The sequence below is a fragment of the Pseudaeromonas pectinilytica genome, assembly GCF_054780855.1.
In genome coordinates this window covers 1-17,052 of sequence record NZ_BAAGVN010000346.1, presented here as the reverse complement: position 1 = coordinate 17,052, position 17,052 = coordinate 1, and the positions used below count along the sequence as shown (strand labels likewise).

The window sequence follows — 17,052 nt, the reverse complement described above, 5'->3', positions numbered from 1 at the left end:
AATCTGAGCAGCGATGGGGAGGGATCCTGGCGATCCGGATCCGGCTTTTTCCCCACAAAGGCTGCCATGACGGGGCGGCAGTGCTAGATTGAGGCCATCTGCGCCCGCTGGCGCCTCGTCATGCAGGAATGTTTCATGTCCGATTTACCCTCCGTGCTTCAGGATCAGGCCAACCGTCATTGGCAGCGTTTGCTGCCATTGCTGGATGCGGATCAACTGGCCGTCATTACGCCATTCCAACCCACGTTAATGCGAGTCTTCGCGCTCTCCGATTTTATTGCCGAGTCGGCCATTCATGCGCCGACACTGCTGATCGAGCTGTTGCAGGGTTCAGAGCTGCAGCAGGCCGAGCGTCATGGTGACTATGCGCCGGCATTGGCGAGCGAATTGGCGACCGTGGATAACGAAGATCGTTTCAAACAACTGCTGCGCCGTTTTCGCCGCCGCCACATGATGGTGATTGCCTGGCGTGAGCTATTGGGGCTCTCCGCCGTCGAGGAGAGTTTTGTTCATCTCTCGGCACTGGCCGATGCCTTAATTACTCAGGCGCTGGCTTGGCTGTACGCCAAGGCCTGCCGGGAACAGGGCACACCGGTGAATGCCGATGGGGTTCCCCAGGAGTTGGTGGTGCTGGGCATGGGCAAGCTGGGCGGTGGCGAGCTTAACTTTTCCTCCGATATCGATCTGATTTTCAGCTTCCCGGAAAATGGCGAGACACAAGGTGGACGTCGGGCGCTGGACAATCAGACCTTCTTCATTCGTCTGGGACAGCAGCTGATCAACGCGCTGCATCAAACCACGGCCGATGGTCAGGTGTTTCGGGTGGATATGCGGTTGCGACCGTTCGGCGATGCAGGCCCCCTGGCGGTGAGCTTTGCCGCCATGGAGGATTACTACCAGCATCATGGTCGCAGTTGGGAACGCTATGCCATGGTCAAGGCCCGGGTGTTAGGGCCGAAAACCGCTGCTGGCGAAGAGTTGCAGCAGCTGCTTCGCCCCTTCATCTATCGGCGCTACATCGACTTCGGTGCTATTGATGCTCTGCGCAAAATGAAGGGCATGATTGAAGCCGAGGTGCGGCGCAAGGGGCTCAAGGACAATATCAAACTGGGGGCCGGGGGGATCCGCGAGGTGGAGTTTATCGCCCAGGTCTACCAGCTGATCCGCGGTGGTCGTGAGCGGGCCCTGCAAATCCGTCATTTGCCTGCAGTGCTGGCCGAGCTGGGGCGTAGCGGTGCTTTGGCTCAATCCAGTGTTGATGGCTTGCAGGAGAGCTATCGCTTCTTGCGTCGGGTCGAGAACATACTGCAGGAAATCGGTGATCAGCAGACCCAGACCTTGCCGGAATCCGAGCGGGATCGTCTCCGGCTGGTTACCGCGTTGGGCTATGCCGACTGGAGTTGTTTCTACCACGAGCTACAGCAGGTGATGGCGTTGGTGCGACGTGAATTTATTGCCGTGATCGGTGATGCCGAAGCGGAGCAGGATGATGTGCCGCAGATTTGGCATGATCTCTGGCAAACCAACCTGACCCTGGAGGAGACCACCCCCTTGCTGCTGGCGGTATGCCCTCAGGAGGGGGAGGCGCTGGCGGCGGCCTTGGTCACCTTCCGTGCCGACTGCCATCGACGCTCCATCGGCCCGCAAGGGCGCGAGGCGCTCAACCGCCTGATGCCAGCACTGTTACTGGCCATTGCTGGCCATGAGGCTCCCGCGACACTGTTTGCCCGGGTCCAGACGCTGCTCAGCCAAATCATGACCCGTTCGGCTTATCTGCAGTTACTGGTAGAGAACCGCGGTGTGTTGAACCAGTTGCTGCAGTTGTGTGCCGCCAGCGAGGTGGTGGCCAAGCAACTGGCCCGTTTCCCGATCTTGCTGGATGAACTGCTGGATCCCCAGCATCTGTATCACCCCACTCCTCTGAATCAATATCGTGATGAGCTGCGACAATACCTGATGCGTGTGCCGGAGGAGGATGTCGAGCAACAGATGGAGGCGATGCGGCAATTCAAGCAGATCCAACTGTTGCGGATCAGCGCCGCGGACATTGCCGGTGCTTTGCCTCTGATGCAGGTCAGTGACCATCTGACTTGGCTCGCCGAGGCGATCCTGGAGGAGGTGGTCGCGCAGGCCTGGAGTCAGCTCATCGTCCGCTACGGCCTTCCGCCCCATACCCGGCAAACCGGGGAGCGCAGCTTCTGTGTCGTGGCCTACGGCAAACTGGGTGGCATAGAACTGGGCTATGGCTCGGATCTGGATCTGGTGTTCCTGCACGGTGGCGATCCGGTAGGTGTCACCGATGGGGATCGACCCATCGATGTGCGGCAATTCTATGTCCGGCTGGCGCAGCGTATCCTGCATCTGTTCAGTACCCGCACTCCCTCCGGCATTCTCTACGATGTGGATATGCGTCTGCGCCCCTCTGGTGATTCCGGGCTGCTGGTCTCGTCGTTGCATGCCTATGAGCACTACTTGAACCATGAGGCCTGGACCTGGGAGCATCAGGCGCTGGTGCGGGCGCGGGCTGTGGTCGGTGAGGCGGCGATCGTGGCTGATTTCAACCAGATCCGCCAACAGGTGCTGAGTCGCCATCGCGATCAGGCCGCCCTGCAGCAGGAGGTGGTGGCGATGCGCGACAAGATGCGCGCTCATCTGCTGCGAGGAACCGCCGAGCAGTATGATTTGAAACAAGGTGCGGGGGGGATGACCGATATCGAGTTTATGGCCCAGTATCTGGTGCTGGCCTATGCCGAAGCCCATCCCGACACTATGACCCGCTGGAGTGACAATGTGCGGATCTTCGATACCTGCGCCGAGGAGGGTTTGTTGACGGATGAGGAATCAGCCCGATTGAAAAAGGCCTATCTAGCGATCCGCGATATGGCCCACCGCTGCACGCTTTCCGGCCAGAGCCGGATTGTAGAGGGTGGCGAATTACTGGCCGAGCGGCAGTGGGTCACTGCTTTGTGGCAGAAACTGCTGGTCAACACCGCTAGTTAACAATCAGGGATAACGTGGGTGCGGATGCCCGTAAGCCCTGAACAAAAAAGGCAATGTCCGTCGACATTGCCTTTTTGCTGGTTGCCCTATGGCAGTCGGCCTCAGTAGAGGGATGGATCCCCTTTGCGGGGGCGAGTCTTGAAGCGACGGTGTAGCCACATGTATTGCTCTGGCGCCTGGCGGACGGCGGCTTCAATCACCTGATTACTGCGGGTGGCATCGGCTATGTCGTCACCAGTCGGGAAGTTCTGCAACGGCGCGCCGATCACCAACTTGTAGCCACCCTGGGGTAGGCGCAGGGTATAACAGGGCAACACCACAGCATTTTTGACCCGTGCCAGCGTGGCTGTGCCGGTGATAGTAGCGCTCTGCTCGACGGCAAAGAAGGGGACAAATACGCTGGCGTGGCGGCCATAGTCATGATCCGGGGCATACCAGAGTGCCTCTCCCTTGCGCAGGGCTTTGATCATCCCCTTGATATCCCCCCGATCCAGCAAGCACTTGTTAGAGCGAGTCCGGCCGCGTACTTGGGCATATTCCATCACCGGATTATCGTTGGGGCGATAGACACCCACGCCGGGATGCAGGATACCGAACATCCGGGCATTGAGTTCCAGGGTCATGAAATGGCAAGAGAGCAGCAGCATGCCTTCGCCTCCGGCGACGGCTTCCCGGACATGTTCATCGCCCTGGATGTGCATGATGCGGCGCAGCCGCTGATCGGGCCAATACCAGGCAATCCCGGTTTCGAATACGGCACAACCGACACTTTCGAAGTTGGCGACCAGCAACCGTTCGCGAGCGGCATCATCCAGCTCCGGCATCGCCAACTGCAGATTGCGACGGGCGATCTGTACCCGGCGTTTGAGCAGTAACATCGAGAGCCGACCGAGCTTGCGTCCCAGCGCCATCTGCCAACGATAAGGCAGTTGTACCAATAACCAGAGCAAGCCGAGCCCGGCCCAGAGAGGCCAATAACGAGGATGACACATCGCCAGACTCAGGCGAGCGGTGGGTGCTGAAGACATCAAAATACTCCGCGATGCGAGTGGAAAACGCCCTGCATGTTAGCAGATTTGCCTTGCATCAGGCGAATCGCTGGTGTCTGTGTGCTAGACTGCGGCAGGATTTTGTCTGTGAGAGTCTGATTATGAAGATCACGCTGCCTGATTTTGAAAAGGCCCGAGTGTTGGTGGTGGGCGACGTCATGCTGGACCGCTATTGGTCTGGTCCCACCGGTCGCATTTCTCCCGAAGCCCCGGTTCCGGTGGTCAAGGTCGAACACAATGAGGAGCGCCCGGGTGGTGCCGCTAACGTGGCATTGAACGTTGCCGCACTGGGGGCTAGCTCGATTTTATTAGGTCTGACCGGTCAGGATGAGGCGGCGACTGCCTTGGCCGACAAGCTGACATCGGTCGGTGTTGAAACTGATTTTGTGCGTCTGGCCAACTTCCCGACCATTACCAAGTTGCGGATCCTCAGCCGTAACCAGCAACTGTTGCGTCTGGATTTTGAAGAAGGTTTTCATGCCGTGGATCCGGAGCCGTTGCTGACCAGAACCCAGGCGGCCTTGTCTCGCGTCGATGTGGTCATCCTCTCCGATTATGGTAAGGGCGCGCTGGCGGCGGTTCAGCAGATGATCACCCTGGCCCGGGCAGCAGGAGTTCCGGTACTGGTCGATCCCAAGGGCACCGATTTCGAGAAGTATCGGGGGGCCACCTTGCTGACACCGAATATGTCCGAATTTGAAGCCGTGGTCGGCAAAGTGCGTGACGAACAGGATCTGGTGAAAAAAGGCCTGGAGCTGGTGGCTCGTTTCGAACTGGATGCCTTGTTGGTCACCCGCTCTGAACATGGTATGACCCTGATCCGGGCTGGAGAAGAAGAGTTACATCTGCCCGCTCAGGCCCACGAAGTGTTCGATGTCACAGGTGCCGGTGATACGGTGATCGGTACCTTGGCGACGGCTCTGGCGGCAGGTAAGACACTGGATGAATCCTGCGCCTTGGCCAACACGGCGGCGGGTATCGTGGTTGGCAAGCTGGGGACCTCCACCGTCAGCCCGATTGAGTTGGCCAATGCGGTATATGGTGACCATGAATCAGGCTTTGGTGTGGTCACCGAGCAGCAATTGAAATTTGCGGTGGATGCCGCGCGCCGTCGAGGTGAGCGGGTGGTGATGACCAATGGCTGCTTCGACATCCTGCATGCCGGTCACGTCTCCTATCTGCAAAATGCCCGCAAGCTGGGCGATCGTCTGATCGTGGCGGTCAATGATGATGCCTCGGTAACTCGTTTGAAGGGACCGGGTCGACCGGTCAATCCGGTGGATCGTCGTATGGCCGTGCTTGCCGGTCTGGGCGCTGTCGATTGGGTTGTGCCTTTCAGCGAGGATACGCCACGCCGGGTGATTGCCGAGATGTTACCGGACCTGCTGGTCAAGGGGGGCGATTATCAGCCCCACGAGATTGCCGGTTATGAAGAGGTGACGGCCAATGGCGGTCAGGTGCTGGTACTGAATTTTGAAGATGGATGTTCCACCAGTGCCATCATCAAGACCATCATCGAACGCGAATCCTGATCCTTCAAGTGATGGACGATTCAAGGCCAGCCACAAGTGCTGGCCTTTTGTTTGGCGCTTCGCGTGTTAACAGGACGAAAAAAAACGGATGACAACCCCAGGCTGTCATCCGTCTCGTGTCTCGTCTCTCGCGGCTCAGGCGCTCTTCTTGCTCACCGGAAACTGACGATCCAGCATGATATAGAGTGCCAGCGCCAGGCTACCTTCGCCAAAGAAGCGTTTCACACCTTCCAGATCTTCCACGGTAACCGCCTGATAGCTCTTTTCTTCGTTGTCGATCAGCGTCATGCGCTGACAGACATACTTGTTGGCCCGTGTCTGGAATAGCTTCAGGTAGGCCAGGCGGCGATCGTCTTTGACATGACGTTCCTCGACATTACAGACTTGCCAGCCGAGAAAGATGATGTCGCGGCCATTGTCCCGGGTGACAGTTTTTTCGTTGGGATCGCTGGTCAGTGGATCGCACAGATCCGGGCGCTCCTTGATGATGGCATCCAGATGATCCTGCGCGCTGACCGCGTGCAAGGTGCTGCTCTGCGGGCTCTGCCCAAAGAGTTGCTTGGCTTTATCCCACAAACTCATGCGTGCCTCCTTTCAATCAGCACAAAACCGGTAACGAACTAAGTTACTGAAGATGTTGATGGACTGAATGTTAACCGCTTACAAAGGCTGGAAACGCGATCGAGCTCGAAAGAGCGAAAAGCAGGCTGTTAATAAATGTAAAGGCGCCCGCAGGCGCCTTATGGAGACTGAGTGTCTGAATTAGCTCTTGCTTAAACCGCTGTTGACCTCAACCAGATCCTGCTCTTGGAGATTACCGGCAATCTGCTTGAGTTGCAGACGCTTGAGGATGTAGTTATAGCGAGCCGCTGACAGTTGTTGTTTCGCGGAGTAGAGATTCCGGGTTGCATCTAACAGATCGACGATGGTGCGGGTTCCGACTTCATAACCAGCCCGTGTCGCGGTCAGCGCGCTTTCAGCCGAGATGACGGACTGTTGGTAAGCGCGTACCGTACCGATCGCTGCGTTCACATCGTTGTAGTTGCGATACAGGTCTGCCTGAATCGATCTATGGCTCTTCTCCAGCGCCTCGCTGGCGGAAACATAGTTGAACTGTGCCTGTTTGACGCGAGAATCCACGGCACCGCCGGTATACAGCGGCAGGTTAAATTTGAAACCTATGTTGCCGCTGTTGAGCGTGCCGTCATCATAGCCGGTACCGCTGTTCTTGTAGTCGGTGTAGGTGCTACCCAGATTGGCACCCAGATCGAGGGTTGGATCATTCCCGGTCTGTGCCAGGTCAATCTGCTGCTTGGCAATATCTTTGGCAATGCGCTGCTGATGCAGTTGCAGGTTGTTTTCTTCAGCCAGTTTCATCCAGCTGTCCGAGTTTTCGCCGAGTGCGACTGGAGTGAAGCGTTTGGTGTCCAACAGGTCTAGCTGTTTGTGTTCGCTACCGGTGAGCTGGCGCAGGCTTTCATAGCTATTGGTCAGGTTGTTTTCGGCCGTGATGACATCGGCACTGGCCAGATCATAAGCGGCCTTGGCTTCATGCACATCGGTAATGGCGGTCATACCGACGTTATAACGTTGTTGGGTTTCGTCGAGCTGACGCTTTAAGGCATCCAGATTGGCATTGACGTATTCCAGCGTATCTTTGGCGGCCAGAACCGAGAAGTAGGCATCCGAGGTCCGCACAATCAGGGATTGTTTTTCGTAGTTGTAGGCTACATCGGTCTGAGTGGCTTGCTTCTCGGAGATATCGCTATTGATCCAGTTGCTGCGGCGGTAGATGGCTTGTGACAACCCCAGGGATGCCCCGGCAGTGCCTGCGGTCTGTTTATCGTCTTGGTTGGTTTTTTGATAATTCAGGTCGGCACCCAGATTGATTTGGGGCAGATTGGCGGCTTGGGCCTCATTGATTTTTTCGAAGGCAGCATCTCGCTGGGCTTTCGATTCCAGCAGTTGCGGATCTTTTTCCTGTGCCTGGCGATAAATGTCGAGCAGATTTTCTGCACTGGCAAACCCGCTGAAACTCATCACGATGAGGGCGGACAATAGACGCTTGTTCATAAAATGGGCTTCTCCGAATTATTCTGACTTGAGCGAGTGACCAGGGTTGTATCGCCAGCGACGCTTGCCGAACGACACCAATAACGACGAGTGTAAGTAAAAAAACGGTTTAGAGACATTACTATAGCGTTGGGGTGGCGAAAAAAACTGCCCTCGAGCTTACCATTGGTCTCGGGTTCAGGTTAACCTGCCAGCCTCATGGCTCTCTGTTTGCCTCTTTCATTTCAATTCCGCCACTAACTGATCCTGTCGGAGTCTACCATGTCGCAACTACCGCTGGCTGCCGAGCCCTATTTTACCGCAGCCGATGTTGAAATTTTACGTCAGGAAAACTGTCATCAGGGTTTCTTTCGTATGAATCGCTATACCCTGCGCCATAAGCTATTTGCCGGCGGCTGGTCTGCGCCGCTGACCCGTGAGTTGTTCGAGCGGGGTCATGCTGCCGCCATGTTGCCCTACGACCCGCAGCGGGATGAGGTGGTGCTGTTGGAGCAGTTCCGTATCGGTGCCGTGGATGGTGAACGCAGCCCCTGGTTGCTGGAGATGGTGGCGGGCATCATAGAACCCGGTGAGTCCACGGCTAGCGTTATTCATCGTGAGGCGGAAGAGGAAGCTGGATTGACGGTGGCTCGTAGCCAGTTTGCGCTGAGTTATCTGGTCAGCCCGGGGGGTACCACAGAGCGTATCGATGTGTTTATTGGTGAAGTGGATAGTAGCCTGGCCAGCGGTCTGCATGGCTTGGCCGATGAGGGCGAAGATATCCGGGTGCATGTAGTTTCCCGCGAACAAGCCTACGCCTGGGTCGAGTCCGGGCGTATTGACAACGCAGCCACCGTGATCGCGTTGCAGTGGCTGCAATTGCATCTGGATGGGGTGCGTCAGGCGTGGGCGAGCCCTGTGGCGGCAGTATGATCACGCTCAAGAAACGGCATGTGCCTGATCTGGCTAATTTGCACCGAATTTGCGAAACCAACTACATGGGGCTGATGAAATTACTGCCCGCGGTTGTCTTCGAAAAGCAGGGTTATGCCCTGAGTGCGGCGGATGGCCTGGATTTTCGCCTTCGGGTACTCGAAGAGAGCCGTTTCACGACATTACTTGAAGTGGCGCAAAATAATGAAAACTTACCACAATATCTGAGGGCATATTTGCAGGTGCGTCTGTATCATGACGCCCGCATGGCCGAAGTGTGTGTCAGTCAGCAGATTTCACGGCTGCAGTCTAGCTATCATTACCCGAACAAAAAGATGCATCACAGAGACGAGAAAGAGCAATGCAATCACTTTCTGGCGGAATGGTTGCGATTTTGTCTGGCCCATGGCTACGGTGCTTTTGAATTCAGACCAGATTAATTACGACGAAGAATATAGCCCAATTGGATACTGTTACCCTCCCTGTTGGCGGCAGCGAGCAACCGATTCGCCTGTTGCAGATCACGGACACCCATCTCTTTGCTCAAGCAGAGGGACAGCTATTGGGCATTCGTACTGCCGATAGTCTGGCGGCTGTTCTCGCAGCCATTCAGGCCCAGAAGCAACCCTATGATCTGATCCTGGCGACTGGGGATCTCTCCCAAGACTATACCCCAGACTCCTACCGCCGCTTTGCCGATATGGCCAAGCCGTTGGGGCGGCCCATTTTCTGGTTACCCGGCAATCATGATGACGGTCCTCTGATGCGGCAGGTGATGCCGGATTTGGGCATTAGCAATGCCCAGCAGATCTTGATGGCGCATTGGCAGATCATCATGCTGGATACCCAGGTGTATAGCGTGCCCCACGGCTGGCTCAAACCCGAACAGATGGGCTTTCTCGAACAGTGTCTGAACCAGCAGCCGGATCGCTTTACCCTGATCTGTCTGCATCACAACACCTTCCCGGTCGGCAGTACTTGGCTGGATCAGCACGATTTGAAGAATGCCCCGGATCTGCTGGCGCTGCTGGCGCGCTTTCCGAACGTCAAACTGGTGCTGTGCGGTCATGTCCATCAGGAAAGCGATCTGGAACACAACGGCGTGCGGTTTATCTCGTCGCCTTCGACCTGTATCCAGTTCGAGCCCTTGAGTCGCGACTTTGGCCTCGATAGCAAGGGACCGGGTTGGCGTTATCTGCAGCTGTATGCCGATGGCCGCGTCGAAACCCAAGTGCATCGTTTACCCGCTGGTTGTTTCATCCCCGATGGTGCCGCAGGCGGCTATTAATGGCGCAGCCAACTCTCATCTATCTGCATGGTTTTCAATCCTCCGGTGACTCGGCCAAGGCCCGGTTGCTGGGGGATTATCTGGCGCAGGCTCGACCCGATATCCACTATTTGCGGCCTACATTTCCCGATACGCCGAGTGAGGAGTGGGCGGCTATTTCCGCCTGTATCACCTCGGCGTTGTCCTCCGGTCCTGTTGGCCTGATCGGTAGTTCGTTGGGAGGGTTCTGGGCCACGGTGGCGGCCGAGCAATTTGCGCTGCCCGCTGTGCTGGTGAATCCGGCGGTGCATCCCCAGCTGTTGCTGCGTCATTTTTTGGGCGCGCAGGTCAATCCCTACACCGGAGTGGCCTATACCCTGGTGCCTGAGCATATGCAGGAATTGGCCGCGTTGGACCCGGAATCGCTTCGCTATCCGCAACGGCTGTGGTTGCTACAGCAAAGTGGCGACGAAGTCCTGGATTACCGTGTTGCTATCGACTTCTACCGCGACAGTCGTGTTACTCTCGAAGAAGGCGGTCACCATGCATTCAGCGGATTTGAGCGTTACTGCCCAGAAATTGTAAACTTCCTCCAACTCTAACGTCAGCAGAAGCCCCCACATGAGCAGCAGCAATTATCAGGCAGATGCCATAGAGGTCCTGAAGGGCCTTGAACCCGTTCGTCGTCGTCCCGGCATGTATACCGATACCACCCGGCCAAACCATCTCGGCCAGGAAGTCATCGATAACAGTGTGGATGAGGCGCTGGCCGGTCATGCCCGCTCGATTCAGGTGATCCTGCATGAGGATCAGTCGCTGGAAGTGATCGATGATGGCCGGGGGATGCCGGTGGATATTCACCCCGAAGAGGGGGTTCCGGCCATCGAGCTTATCTTTTGCAAGCTGCACGCCGGCGGCAAATTTTCCGGCAAGAACTACCAGTTCTCCGGTGGTCTGCACGGGGTTGGTATCTCGGTGGTCAACGCCCTGTCCACCCGGGTCGAAGTCACCGTCAAGCGGGATGGTCAGGTCTACGAAATGGCGTTTGCCAATGGTGACAAGGCCGCCGAGCTGGCGATTACCGGCACCTGTGGCCGTCGCGTCAGCGGCACCCGGGTGCGTTTCTGGCCCGATGTCAGTTATTTCGATTCGCCGAAGTTCTCCGTCTCTCGGCTGGTGCATCTGCTCAAGGCCAAGGCCGTACTCTGTCCGGGTCTCACCATCAGCTTCGAGGATAAGCAGAGCGGTGAGCGTCAGGAGTGGTGCTATCAGGATGGCTTGCGCGATTATCTGATCGACACCGTCAAGGAGTCGGTCTGTTTGCCGGAGCAACCCTTCACCGGCTCCCTGAGTACCGAGCAATCGGCTATCGACTGGGCGCTGTGCTGGTTACCGGAAGGTGGCGACAGTCTGGCCGAGTCCTACGTCAACCTGATCCCGACGGTGCAGGGCGGGACTCACGTCAACGGCCTGCGTCAGGGGTTGCTGGATGCGATGCGCGAATTTTGCGAGCTGCGCAACCTGCTGCCCCGGGGCATCAAGCTGACGCCGGAAGATATCTGGGATCGCTGCGCCTATATCCTGTCGGTGAAGATCCAGGATCCGCAATTTGCCGGGCAAACCAAGGAGCGACTCTCCTCCCGCCAGTGCGTGGCGTTTGTCTCTGGCGTGGTGAAGGATGCGTTCAGTCTGTGGCTCAACGTCAATATCGAGCTCGGCAGCCAGTTGGCCGAGATGTGCATCAGCAGTGCACAGAAGCGCTTGCGGGCGGCCAAAACCGTGGTGCGCAAGAAGGTGACCCAGGGGCCGGCATTGCCGGGCAAATTGACCGATTGCGCCTGCTCCGATCCGATGCAGGGCGAGCTGTTCTTGGTGGAAGGGGACTCGGCAGGCGGTAGCGCCAAGCAGGCGCGGGATCGGGAGTTCCAGGCCATCATGCCGCTGCGTGGCAAGATCCTGAATACCTGGGAAGTGGACGCCTCCGAAGTGCTGGCTTCCGATGAAGTGCACAATATCTCCATCGCCATCGGTCTGGACCCGGACTCCGAAGATCTCTCCGAACTGCGTTACGGCAAGGTGTGTATCCTCGCCGATGCGGACTCGGATGGTCTGCACATCGCCACCCTATTGTGTGCACTGTTTGTGAAGCACTTCCGGACCCTGGTGCTGCGCGGCCATGTCTATGTGGCCATGCCGCCCTTGTACCGGATCGACCTGGGCAAAGAGGTCTATTACGCCCTGGACGAGAGTGAGAAAGAGGGAGTGTTGGAGCGGCTACGGGCCGAGAAGAAGCGCGGCACCATCCAGGTCACCCGCTTCAAAGGTCTGGGTGAGATGAACCCGAAACAGCTGCGGGAAACCACCATGGATCCCAATACCCGCCGTCTGGTGCAGCTGACGCTGGAAGAGGGCGATGACACCATGCAACTGATGGATATGCTGCTCGCCAAGAAGCGTGCACCGGATCGCCGGGAATGGCTGGAAGAGAAGGGCAATCTGGCCGAGGTGATCTGATAGTTGGCTAGGCTTTTCGAGATGATGGTTATGGTTCTGCGGCCCGGGCTTATTCCTCGGGCCGTTTGTTATCTGTACGAAATGCCCATTCCTTGACATCAGTGTCAGCTTTTCTTTACACCCGAAGCCCCCGTGGTGCACCTAGCAGAATTCAGATGTCGTAGCCGGATTGCTACCATCCCGGCCTCTGAACATCGGTTTCTGAAGATAAGGAGTCTGTGATGCAACCGTCTCATGTCTGGCACGAAGATCTGTTTGCGCTGCTTTCCTCCGTGGCGCTGATTTCGCTGGGGATTGTCCTCTTCAAGCAGGCAGGCATCGTCGTCGGCGGCACGGTCGGAGTGGCGCTGCTGCTGCAGAAAGTCACGGATTGGTCGTTTGGCACCTGGTTCTTCGTGGTGAATATTCCCTTCTATGCCATGGCACTGCGCAATATGAGCAAGAGCTTCGTGCTGAAGACCATGCTGGTGGTCGGTAGTGTTGCGCTCTGCGGCGACCATATGGACCGCTTGCTGGCGATCTCGACGCTGCAGCCTGTGTATGCGGCTGTGGTGGGCGGGTTGCTCATTGGTATCGGGCTGATGATCCTGTTCCGCCATAAAGCGAGCATGGGCGGTTTCAACATTCTGTGTCTGTGGTTGCAGGAGCGTTACCGCTATCCGGTTGGTAAAACCCAGATGCTACTGGATTGCGGTGTGGTTCTGAGTTCATCGTTTGCCGGGAATGGCCTGACCTTGCTGGTCTCGGTGCTTGCTTCCGTCGTCATCAATCTGGTGCTGACCTTGAACCATAAGCCGGGTCGTTACCGCCCGGTCGCCTCCTAAGAATGGGGCTCTGACTCTTGCTGATGACTTTGTTGAGTCGTTATAGCGCGATGGTAGTGGTGAATGTTCTAGTCGACACCATAGCGCGCCAGGATCTTCTGATAGCCGCCATTGCGCTGTAATGCGCCGAGACGCTGGTTGAAGAGGTCACGCACTGCAGCATCGCGAAAGGCGAAGTGGTAGCGCGTCGGAGGGAATAGTGGGTGATGAGCCACCGGCTGGGCCAGTTCATGATCCAGAAATTGCCCACTGTTCTGGGCCTGACGCAGATAGTAGTTGAAGACCCGAGCCTCCATGACGGCACCATCGATACGACCGCGTAGCAGTTGGCGCACCTGCAGGGGTTGTTTCGCGGTCTCGGCGTAATAGGGGGATTGCGCCACTGCGGTAGCAAATTCCTGGCCCAGAATTTGGGTCGCTCGTTGGAAGGCCAGCAGCTTGAGTGTGGACAGCTGTGCCATCCGGGTCAGGCTGCCCTCGGGCCAGCGACTGCTGAGTGTGATGAGCTGGTTACGAAAGGTGATCACGGGCTGGCTGTAATAGACCTCCTGGATCCGGCTGGTGTCGACCATGCCGGGGCGCACGTTGATCATGCCATCGAGTTCGCCACTTTCCAGCATCTGGAAGCTGCGCGCCAGCGGCAGGTAATGAATATGCAGGTCATATTCAGGCGTTTGCAAGGTTGCACGCAGCAGATCGATTTCGATGCCGCGATCCTGCTCCTGAATCACATAAGGCGGGATGGAAAAGCTGACGCCGATGTGCAAATGACCGGCGCTGGCAGCCATGGCCAGTCCGTTCGTCAGGGCGACGACGAGGCCAAGGATGCACAGGCAGGCACGAGATAGCATGGCGACTCCGAAAAAAGGGCAGCAAACCCATGGCTCATAAGAGAAGTGTATCGTTCGAGCCATCGCTTGTCTGCCATGGCCATGCGCAATTGTTTGGGTAAAAACTACCCTTGGGTTTATAATCCGCGGCCAAATTCGTCATAGTCAGTTTACGGGACGTGTTCATGTCTGAGTTCCTGAACGAGGTGGGCAAACGCCGCACCTTCGCCATCATCTCCCACCCTGATGCCGCCCAGCCTTTCAACGCTTAAAACCACCTTTCATTGCACACCACAATCACATCTCTACGTACTGAATTTAAAGGCTTTTTGTCTTTTTCTCGTTTCTTTACTTTTCAATGATGTTCAAGCGTAACCTCGGAAAGTGTGTACAAACTTGAGTACAAATTCCGTTTTAGAGGCCATTGGCGAAAATTCCATGACACAAATCTGGCTCTAGGCCTTGTGGTTACTGGGTTTGATAAAGAAAGTACCTCCTGCTTTTGGTACTTTGGTTTCGACATTACAAAAGCGGAAGAAATGCGATCATCTCTAGTTTTATGTTTGTAAGCCTATGAATTTAAAGGGTTCGCTATTGTGGTTTTTGATGTGTCATCGTTGCGAGTGTACAAACAGTGTGTACAAATTTTTCTCGTTAGGCATGTTGATTGCAATTCATGACACAAACCGCCTTGTAGCCCATGTTATTCATAGGTTTGAGCCAATAAGTACCTCTGCGGATGGGGCTTGATATTTTATCGCTTGGGTTAATAGCTGGGCTGGTTTAACAAATGGCAATTATACGGCGTTATGCGCCGTAAATAGAAAAAATGGTAAACTTCCCTTTGTTATGTTAGTTTATTAAAGCTAGGTTTTACGGCGATTTACGCCGCGAAATCCTAAAGAGATAAACTAGAAGAAGGGTTTGGTGTTTAGAAATGGTTAGTCATCCCCAACGTGAAACGGTGAAAGAGTCATATAAGCAATCTCTTAAAACTCTTTTACCTTATGGCATGTTAGCTACAAAGAAGTGGCTTGCAGAGCAAGGCTTGAGTGCTCATGCGTTAGATAATGCTGTCAAAACCGATACGTTGTTGCTACTAGCTACAGGTGTTTACAGTCAGTATTCCCGAGCAGTCACTTGGGAAGGCGTAGTAGCTTCAATGCAGCGTATGATGGAAAAAAGTGTCGATGAACAACTTCCGTCTATCGTGGTCGGTGGATTGTCAGCATTGTCCATATCTGGTTTATCGCAATACTTATCATTAGGAAGTACGCCTCATATTCATTTATATGCAACGAAAAAGCTTCCTTCCTGGCTTGCGAGACTGTCATTGCCAATTAAGTTCGAAGGACATAGTACAAGTAAACTGTGGCCTGATAGTTTATCCCAAGATATAGCGTTCGTTAAAAAGCATGAATGGGGAGAGCAATTACCACCTGTATATTTTTCATGTCCGGAAAAAGCCATATTGGAAGTGTTGATGGATTTGCCTGAAAGTGTGTCATTTGAACATGCCGATGAGCTAATGCAGGGGTTAGTGAACTTATCTCCAAGAAAGCTTGATGCGCTCTTAAAGGAGTGTAAAAGCGTAAAGGTCAAACGCTTATTCTTTTGGTTTGCAAAACGCCAAGCTTATCCTTGGTTTGATAAGTTAAATGTAGAAAATTACGACTTAGGTTCAGGTAAGCGTGTTGTTGCTAAAGGTGGAAAGCTGGATACAGAGTATCTGATAACCGTACCTCAGCATATGGCGTTAGCAAGTAAAGGATAAGTTCAGCGATGGATAGAAATAGTATTTATTACAAACAAGTACAGCTTTTGATACAGGTATTGCCTTTCGTTGCCAAACAGCAATGCTTTGCCCTCAAAGGTGGTACAGCAATCAATTTATTTGTCAGAGACTTTCCTCGTTTATCGGTCGATATTGATTTGGTGTATCTGCCAATGAAGAGCCGTGATGATGCCTTGCAGGAAATTTGCGATGCACTTGATGCTATTAGCTCAGATTTAAAAATAGCATTTAAAGACATCGAGCTAACGGAAGCCTATCGCTCAAAACGCGATGCTCTAAGGTTGATCGTTGCTCGCAACGGTGTGCAGATCAAAGTCGAGCTATCACCTGTATTGCGAGGTACTGTTTATGAACCAAAGTTGATGGAAGTTTGCGCAGCTGTAGAAGACGAATTTGGCTATGTTGAAATGCCAGTTGTTGATCTAGCTGATTTGTATGCAGGAAAGATATGTGCAGCATTAGATAGACAGCATCCAAGAGACTTATTTGATGTGAAGTGGCTTTTGGAGAATGAAGGCCTAACGGATGAAATTCGTAAAGCATTACTCGTTTATTTATCAAGCCATAATCGGCCAATGGCTGAGTTACTCAGTCCGCAATTTAAGGATATTACTGCCACCTATGAAGGTGAATTTACCAACATGGCCGAGACGGATGTACCGTTGGTGGAGCTGGAAGCCGTAAGAGTGCGCCTAGTAGACCTCATTCACCAAGGCCTGACCGATAGTGAAAAGTCTTTTTTGCTATCCTTTAAAAATCGAGAGCCTGATTGGTCTCTACTCGGCTTAGATGGAGTCAGTGAGCTTCCTGCCATTAAATGGAAACAAATCAATTTAGCAAAAATGCCGAATGACAAACATACACAAGCCCTAGCAAAGTTGAAAGATGTTCTCGGTGTTTGATGTCAAAAATACAGGCATTTATGCTGGGCTGATCTTCTGAACAAATCATGCATCTTTCTGACCATCAACAAGTGATGAATCAGGCGATGATAGCTTTACATTGATTTTCAGGAGAATGCAGATGACAGCAGTAGCGCACCAGGTAACCCCTTTTCTAACATCTTACGAAGTGATGGCTCGTTACCACATTAGCTATACGACGCTCTGGCGAAGAATAAAAGATGGCAGCTTGCCGCAACCTCGTATCAACCGAAATACACGAAACAAGCTGTGGTGGCTAATAACATCATGTCGATCGGCCAATAACATCATGCCGATCACTATTTTTCTGCCCGCGTTTATAGCGTCTTTCTT

The 17,052-nt window shown here is 54.5% G+C and carries 15 protein-coding genes; 11 read left to right on the top strand and 4 right to left on the bottom strand.

What is annotated here, in order from left to right:
• Window positions 1–135: 135 nt before the first annotated feature.
• The gene (gene glnE / locus ACYVG7_RS16875; RefSeq protein ID WP_460884250.1) at window positions 136–3,000 is read left to right on the top strand and encodes a bifunctional [glutamate--ammonia ligase]-adenylyl-L-tyrosine phosphorylase/[glutamate--ammonia-ligase] adenylyltransferase; all 2,865 of its coding nucleotides are present in this window, start codon (window positions 136–138) and stop codon (window positions 2,998–3,000) included.
• Window positions 3,001–3,101: 101 nt separating this feature from the next.
• Here the strand turns inward: glnE and lpxL are convergent, their stop codons facing one another.
• The gene (lpxL, locus tag ACYVG7_RS16870; protein WP_460884249.1) at window positions 3,102–4,028 is read right to left on the bottom strand and encodes an LpxL/LpxP family Kdo(2)-lipid IV(A) lauroyl/palmitoleoyl acyltransferase; all 927 of its coding nucleotides are present in this window, start codon (window positions 4,026–4,028) and stop codon (window positions 3,102–3,104) included.
• 122 nt (window positions 4,029–4,150) lie between these two features.
• Between lpxL and hldE the strand changes: the two genes are divergently transcribed.
• Entirely contained in the window at window positions 4,151–5,581 is a 1,431-nt protein-coding gene (hldE, locus tag ACYVG7_RS16865; RefSeq protein WP_460884248.1) for a bifunctional D-glycero-beta-D-manno-heptose-7-phosphate kinase/D-glycero-beta-D-manno-heptose 1-phosphate adenylyltransferase HldE, read from the top strand.
• A gap of 135 nt (window positions 5,582–5,716) precedes the next feature.
• Here hldE and ACYVG7_RS16860 read toward each other — a convergent pair whose 3' ends face one another.
• Together ACYVG7_RS16860 and tolC are read right to left on the bottom strand one after the other, a co-directional pair.
• The gene (locus ACYVG7_RS16860; RefSeq protein ID WP_460884247.1) at window positions 5,717–6,163 is read right to left on the bottom strand and encodes a hypothetical protein; all 447 of its coding nucleotides are present in this window, start codon (window positions 6,161–6,163) and stop codon (window positions 5,717–5,719) included.
• Window positions 6,164–6,343: 180 nt separating this feature from the next.
• Window positions 6,344–7,654 carry an outer membrane channel protein TolC gene (gene tolC / locus ACYVG7_RS16855; protein ID WP_460884246.1) on the bottom strand — a complete coding sequence of 437 codons (1,311 nt, stop codon included), beginning with the start codon at window positions 7,652–7,654 and terminating at the stop codon, window positions 6,344–6,346.
• 261 nt (window positions 7,655–7,915) lie between these two features.
• Here tolC and nudF point away from each other — a divergent pair, with 261 nt between their 5' ends.
• The 6 genes from nudF to ACYVG7_RS16825 all read left to right on the top strand — a co-directional run bounded on the left by nudF (window position 7,916) and on the right by ACYVG7_RS16825 (window position 13,171).
• Entirely contained in the window at window positions 7,916–8,566 is a 651-nt protein-coding gene (gene nudF / locus ACYVG7_RS16850; protein ID WP_460884245.1) for an ADP-ribose diphosphatase, read from the top strand.
• On the top strand, window positions 8,563–9,006 hold the full coding sequence (locus tag ACYVG7_RS16845) for a DUF1249 domain-containing protein (RefSeq protein WP_460884244.1): 444 nt from the start codon (window positions 8,563–8,565) through the stop codon (window positions 9,004–9,006). Before nudF ends, ACYVG7_RS16845 begins: the two co-directional genes overlap by 4 nt.
• 65 nt (window positions 9,007–9,071) lie before the next feature.
• Window positions 9,072–9,854: a 3',5'-cyclic-AMP phosphodiesterase gene (gene cpdA / locus ACYVG7_RS16840; RefSeq protein ID WP_460884267.1), complete on the top strand. Its 783-nt coding sequence runs from the start codon at window positions 9,072–9,074 to the stop codon at window positions 9,852–9,854.
• The gene (locus ACYVG7_RS16835) at window positions 9,854–10,435 is read left to right on the top strand and encodes a YqiA/YcfP family alpha/beta fold hydrolase (protein ID WP_460884243.1); all 582 of its coding nucleotides are present in this window, start codon (window positions 9,854–9,856) and stop codon (window positions 10,433–10,435) included. Before cpdA ends, ACYVG7_RS16835 begins: the two co-directional genes overlap by 1 nt.
• Before the next feature lie 19 nt (window positions 10,436–10,454).
• Entirely contained in the window at window positions 10,455–12,347 is a 1,893-nt protein-coding gene (gene parE / locus ACYVG7_RS16830; protein ID WP_460884242.1) for a DNA topoisomerase IV subunit B, read from the top strand.
• Window positions 12,348–12,568: 221 nt separating this feature from the next.
• Entirely contained in the window at window positions 12,569–13,171 is a 603-nt protein-coding gene (locus tag ACYVG7_RS16825; protein WP_460884241.1) for a YitT family protein, read from the top strand.
• A gap of 68 nt (window positions 13,172–13,239) precedes the next feature.
• Here ACYVG7_RS16825 and ACYVG7_RS16820 read toward each other — a convergent pair whose 3' ends face one another.
• Window positions 13,240–14,022, bottom strand: a complete 783-nt coding sequence (locus ACYVG7_RS16820; RefSeq protein ID WP_460884240.1) for a substrate-binding periplasmic protein — start codon at window positions 14,020–14,022, stop codon at window positions 13,240–13,242.
• Window positions 14,023–14,938: 916 nt separating this feature from the next.
• Between ACYVG7_RS16820 and ACYVG7_RS16815 the strand changes: the two genes are divergently transcribed.
• From ACYVG7_RS16815 to ACYVG7_RS16805, 3 genes are all read left to right on the top strand, one after another.
• Complete coding sequence (locus ACYVG7_RS16815) at window positions 14,939–15,775, top strand: type IV toxin-antitoxin system AbiEi family antitoxin domain-containing protein (RefSeq protein WP_395227972.1); 837 nt, start codon at window positions 14,939–14,941, stop codon at window positions 15,773–15,775.
• 8 nt (window positions 15,776–15,783) lie between these two features.
• A complete protein-coding gene (locus ACYVG7_RS16810; protein ID WP_148831150.1) occupies window positions 15,784–16,698 on the top strand; it encodes a nucleotidyl transferase AbiEii/AbiGii toxin family protein in 915 nt (304 codons plus the stop codon).
• A 121-nt stretch (window positions 16,699–16,819) separates the two neighbouring features.
• Window positions 16,820–17,052, top strand: a 233-nt coding sequence (locus tag ACYVG7_RS16805; RefSeq protein ID WP_460884239.1) for a helix-turn-helix transcriptional regulator, incomplete at its 3' end; no start/stop codon positions are given.

Coding starts and splice junctions, on each gene's coding strand:
- glnE (WP_460884250.1), top strand. CDS start 136: ATGTCCGATTTACCCTCCGTGCTTCAGGATCAGGCCAACCGTCATTGG.
- lpxL (WP_460884249.1), bottom strand. CDS start 4,028: ATGTCTTCAGCACCCACCGCTCGCCTGAGTCTGGCGATGTGTCATCCT.
- hldE (WP_460884248.1), top strand. CDS start 4,151: ATGAAGATCACGCTGCCTGATTTTGAAAAGGCCCGAGTGTTGGTGGTG.
- ACYVG7_RS16860 (WP_460884247.1), bottom strand. CDS start 6,163: ATGAGTTTGTGGGATAAAGCCAAGCAACTCTTTGGGCAGAGCCCGCAG.
- tolC (WP_460884246.1), bottom strand. CDS start 7,654: ATGAACAAGCGTCTATTGTCCGCCCTCATCGTGATGAGTTTCAGCGGG.
- nudF (WP_460884245.1), top strand. CDS start 7,916: ATGTCGCAACTACCGCTGGCTGCCGAGCCCTATTTTACCGCAGCCGAT.
- ACYVG7_RS16845 (WP_460884244.1), top strand. CDS start 8,563: ATGATCACGCTCAAGAAACGGCATGTGCCTGATCTGGCTAATTTGCAC.
- ACYVG7_RS16835 (WP_460884243.1), top strand. CDS start 9,854: ATGGCGCAGCCAACTCTCATCTATCTGCATGGTTTTCAATCCTCCGGT.
- parE (WP_460884242.1), top strand. CDS start 10,455: ATGAGCAGCAGCAATTATCAGGCAGATGCCATAGAGGTCCTGAAGGGC.
- ACYVG7_RS16825 (WP_460884241.1), top strand. CDS start 12,569: ATGCAACCGTCTCATGTCTGGCACGAAGATCTGTTTGCGCTGCTTTCC.
- ACYVG7_RS16820 (WP_460884240.1), bottom strand. CDS start 14,022: ATGCTATCTCGTGCCTGCCTGTGCATCCTTGGCCTCGTCGTCGCCCTG.
- ACYVG7_RS16815 (WP_395227972.1), top strand. CDS start 14,939: ATGGTTAGTCATCCCCAACGTGAAACGGTGAAAGAGTCATATAAGCAA.
- ACYVG7_RS16810 (WP_148831150.1), top strand. CDS start 15,784: ATGGATAGAAATAGTATTTATTACAAACAAGTACAGCTTTTGATACAG.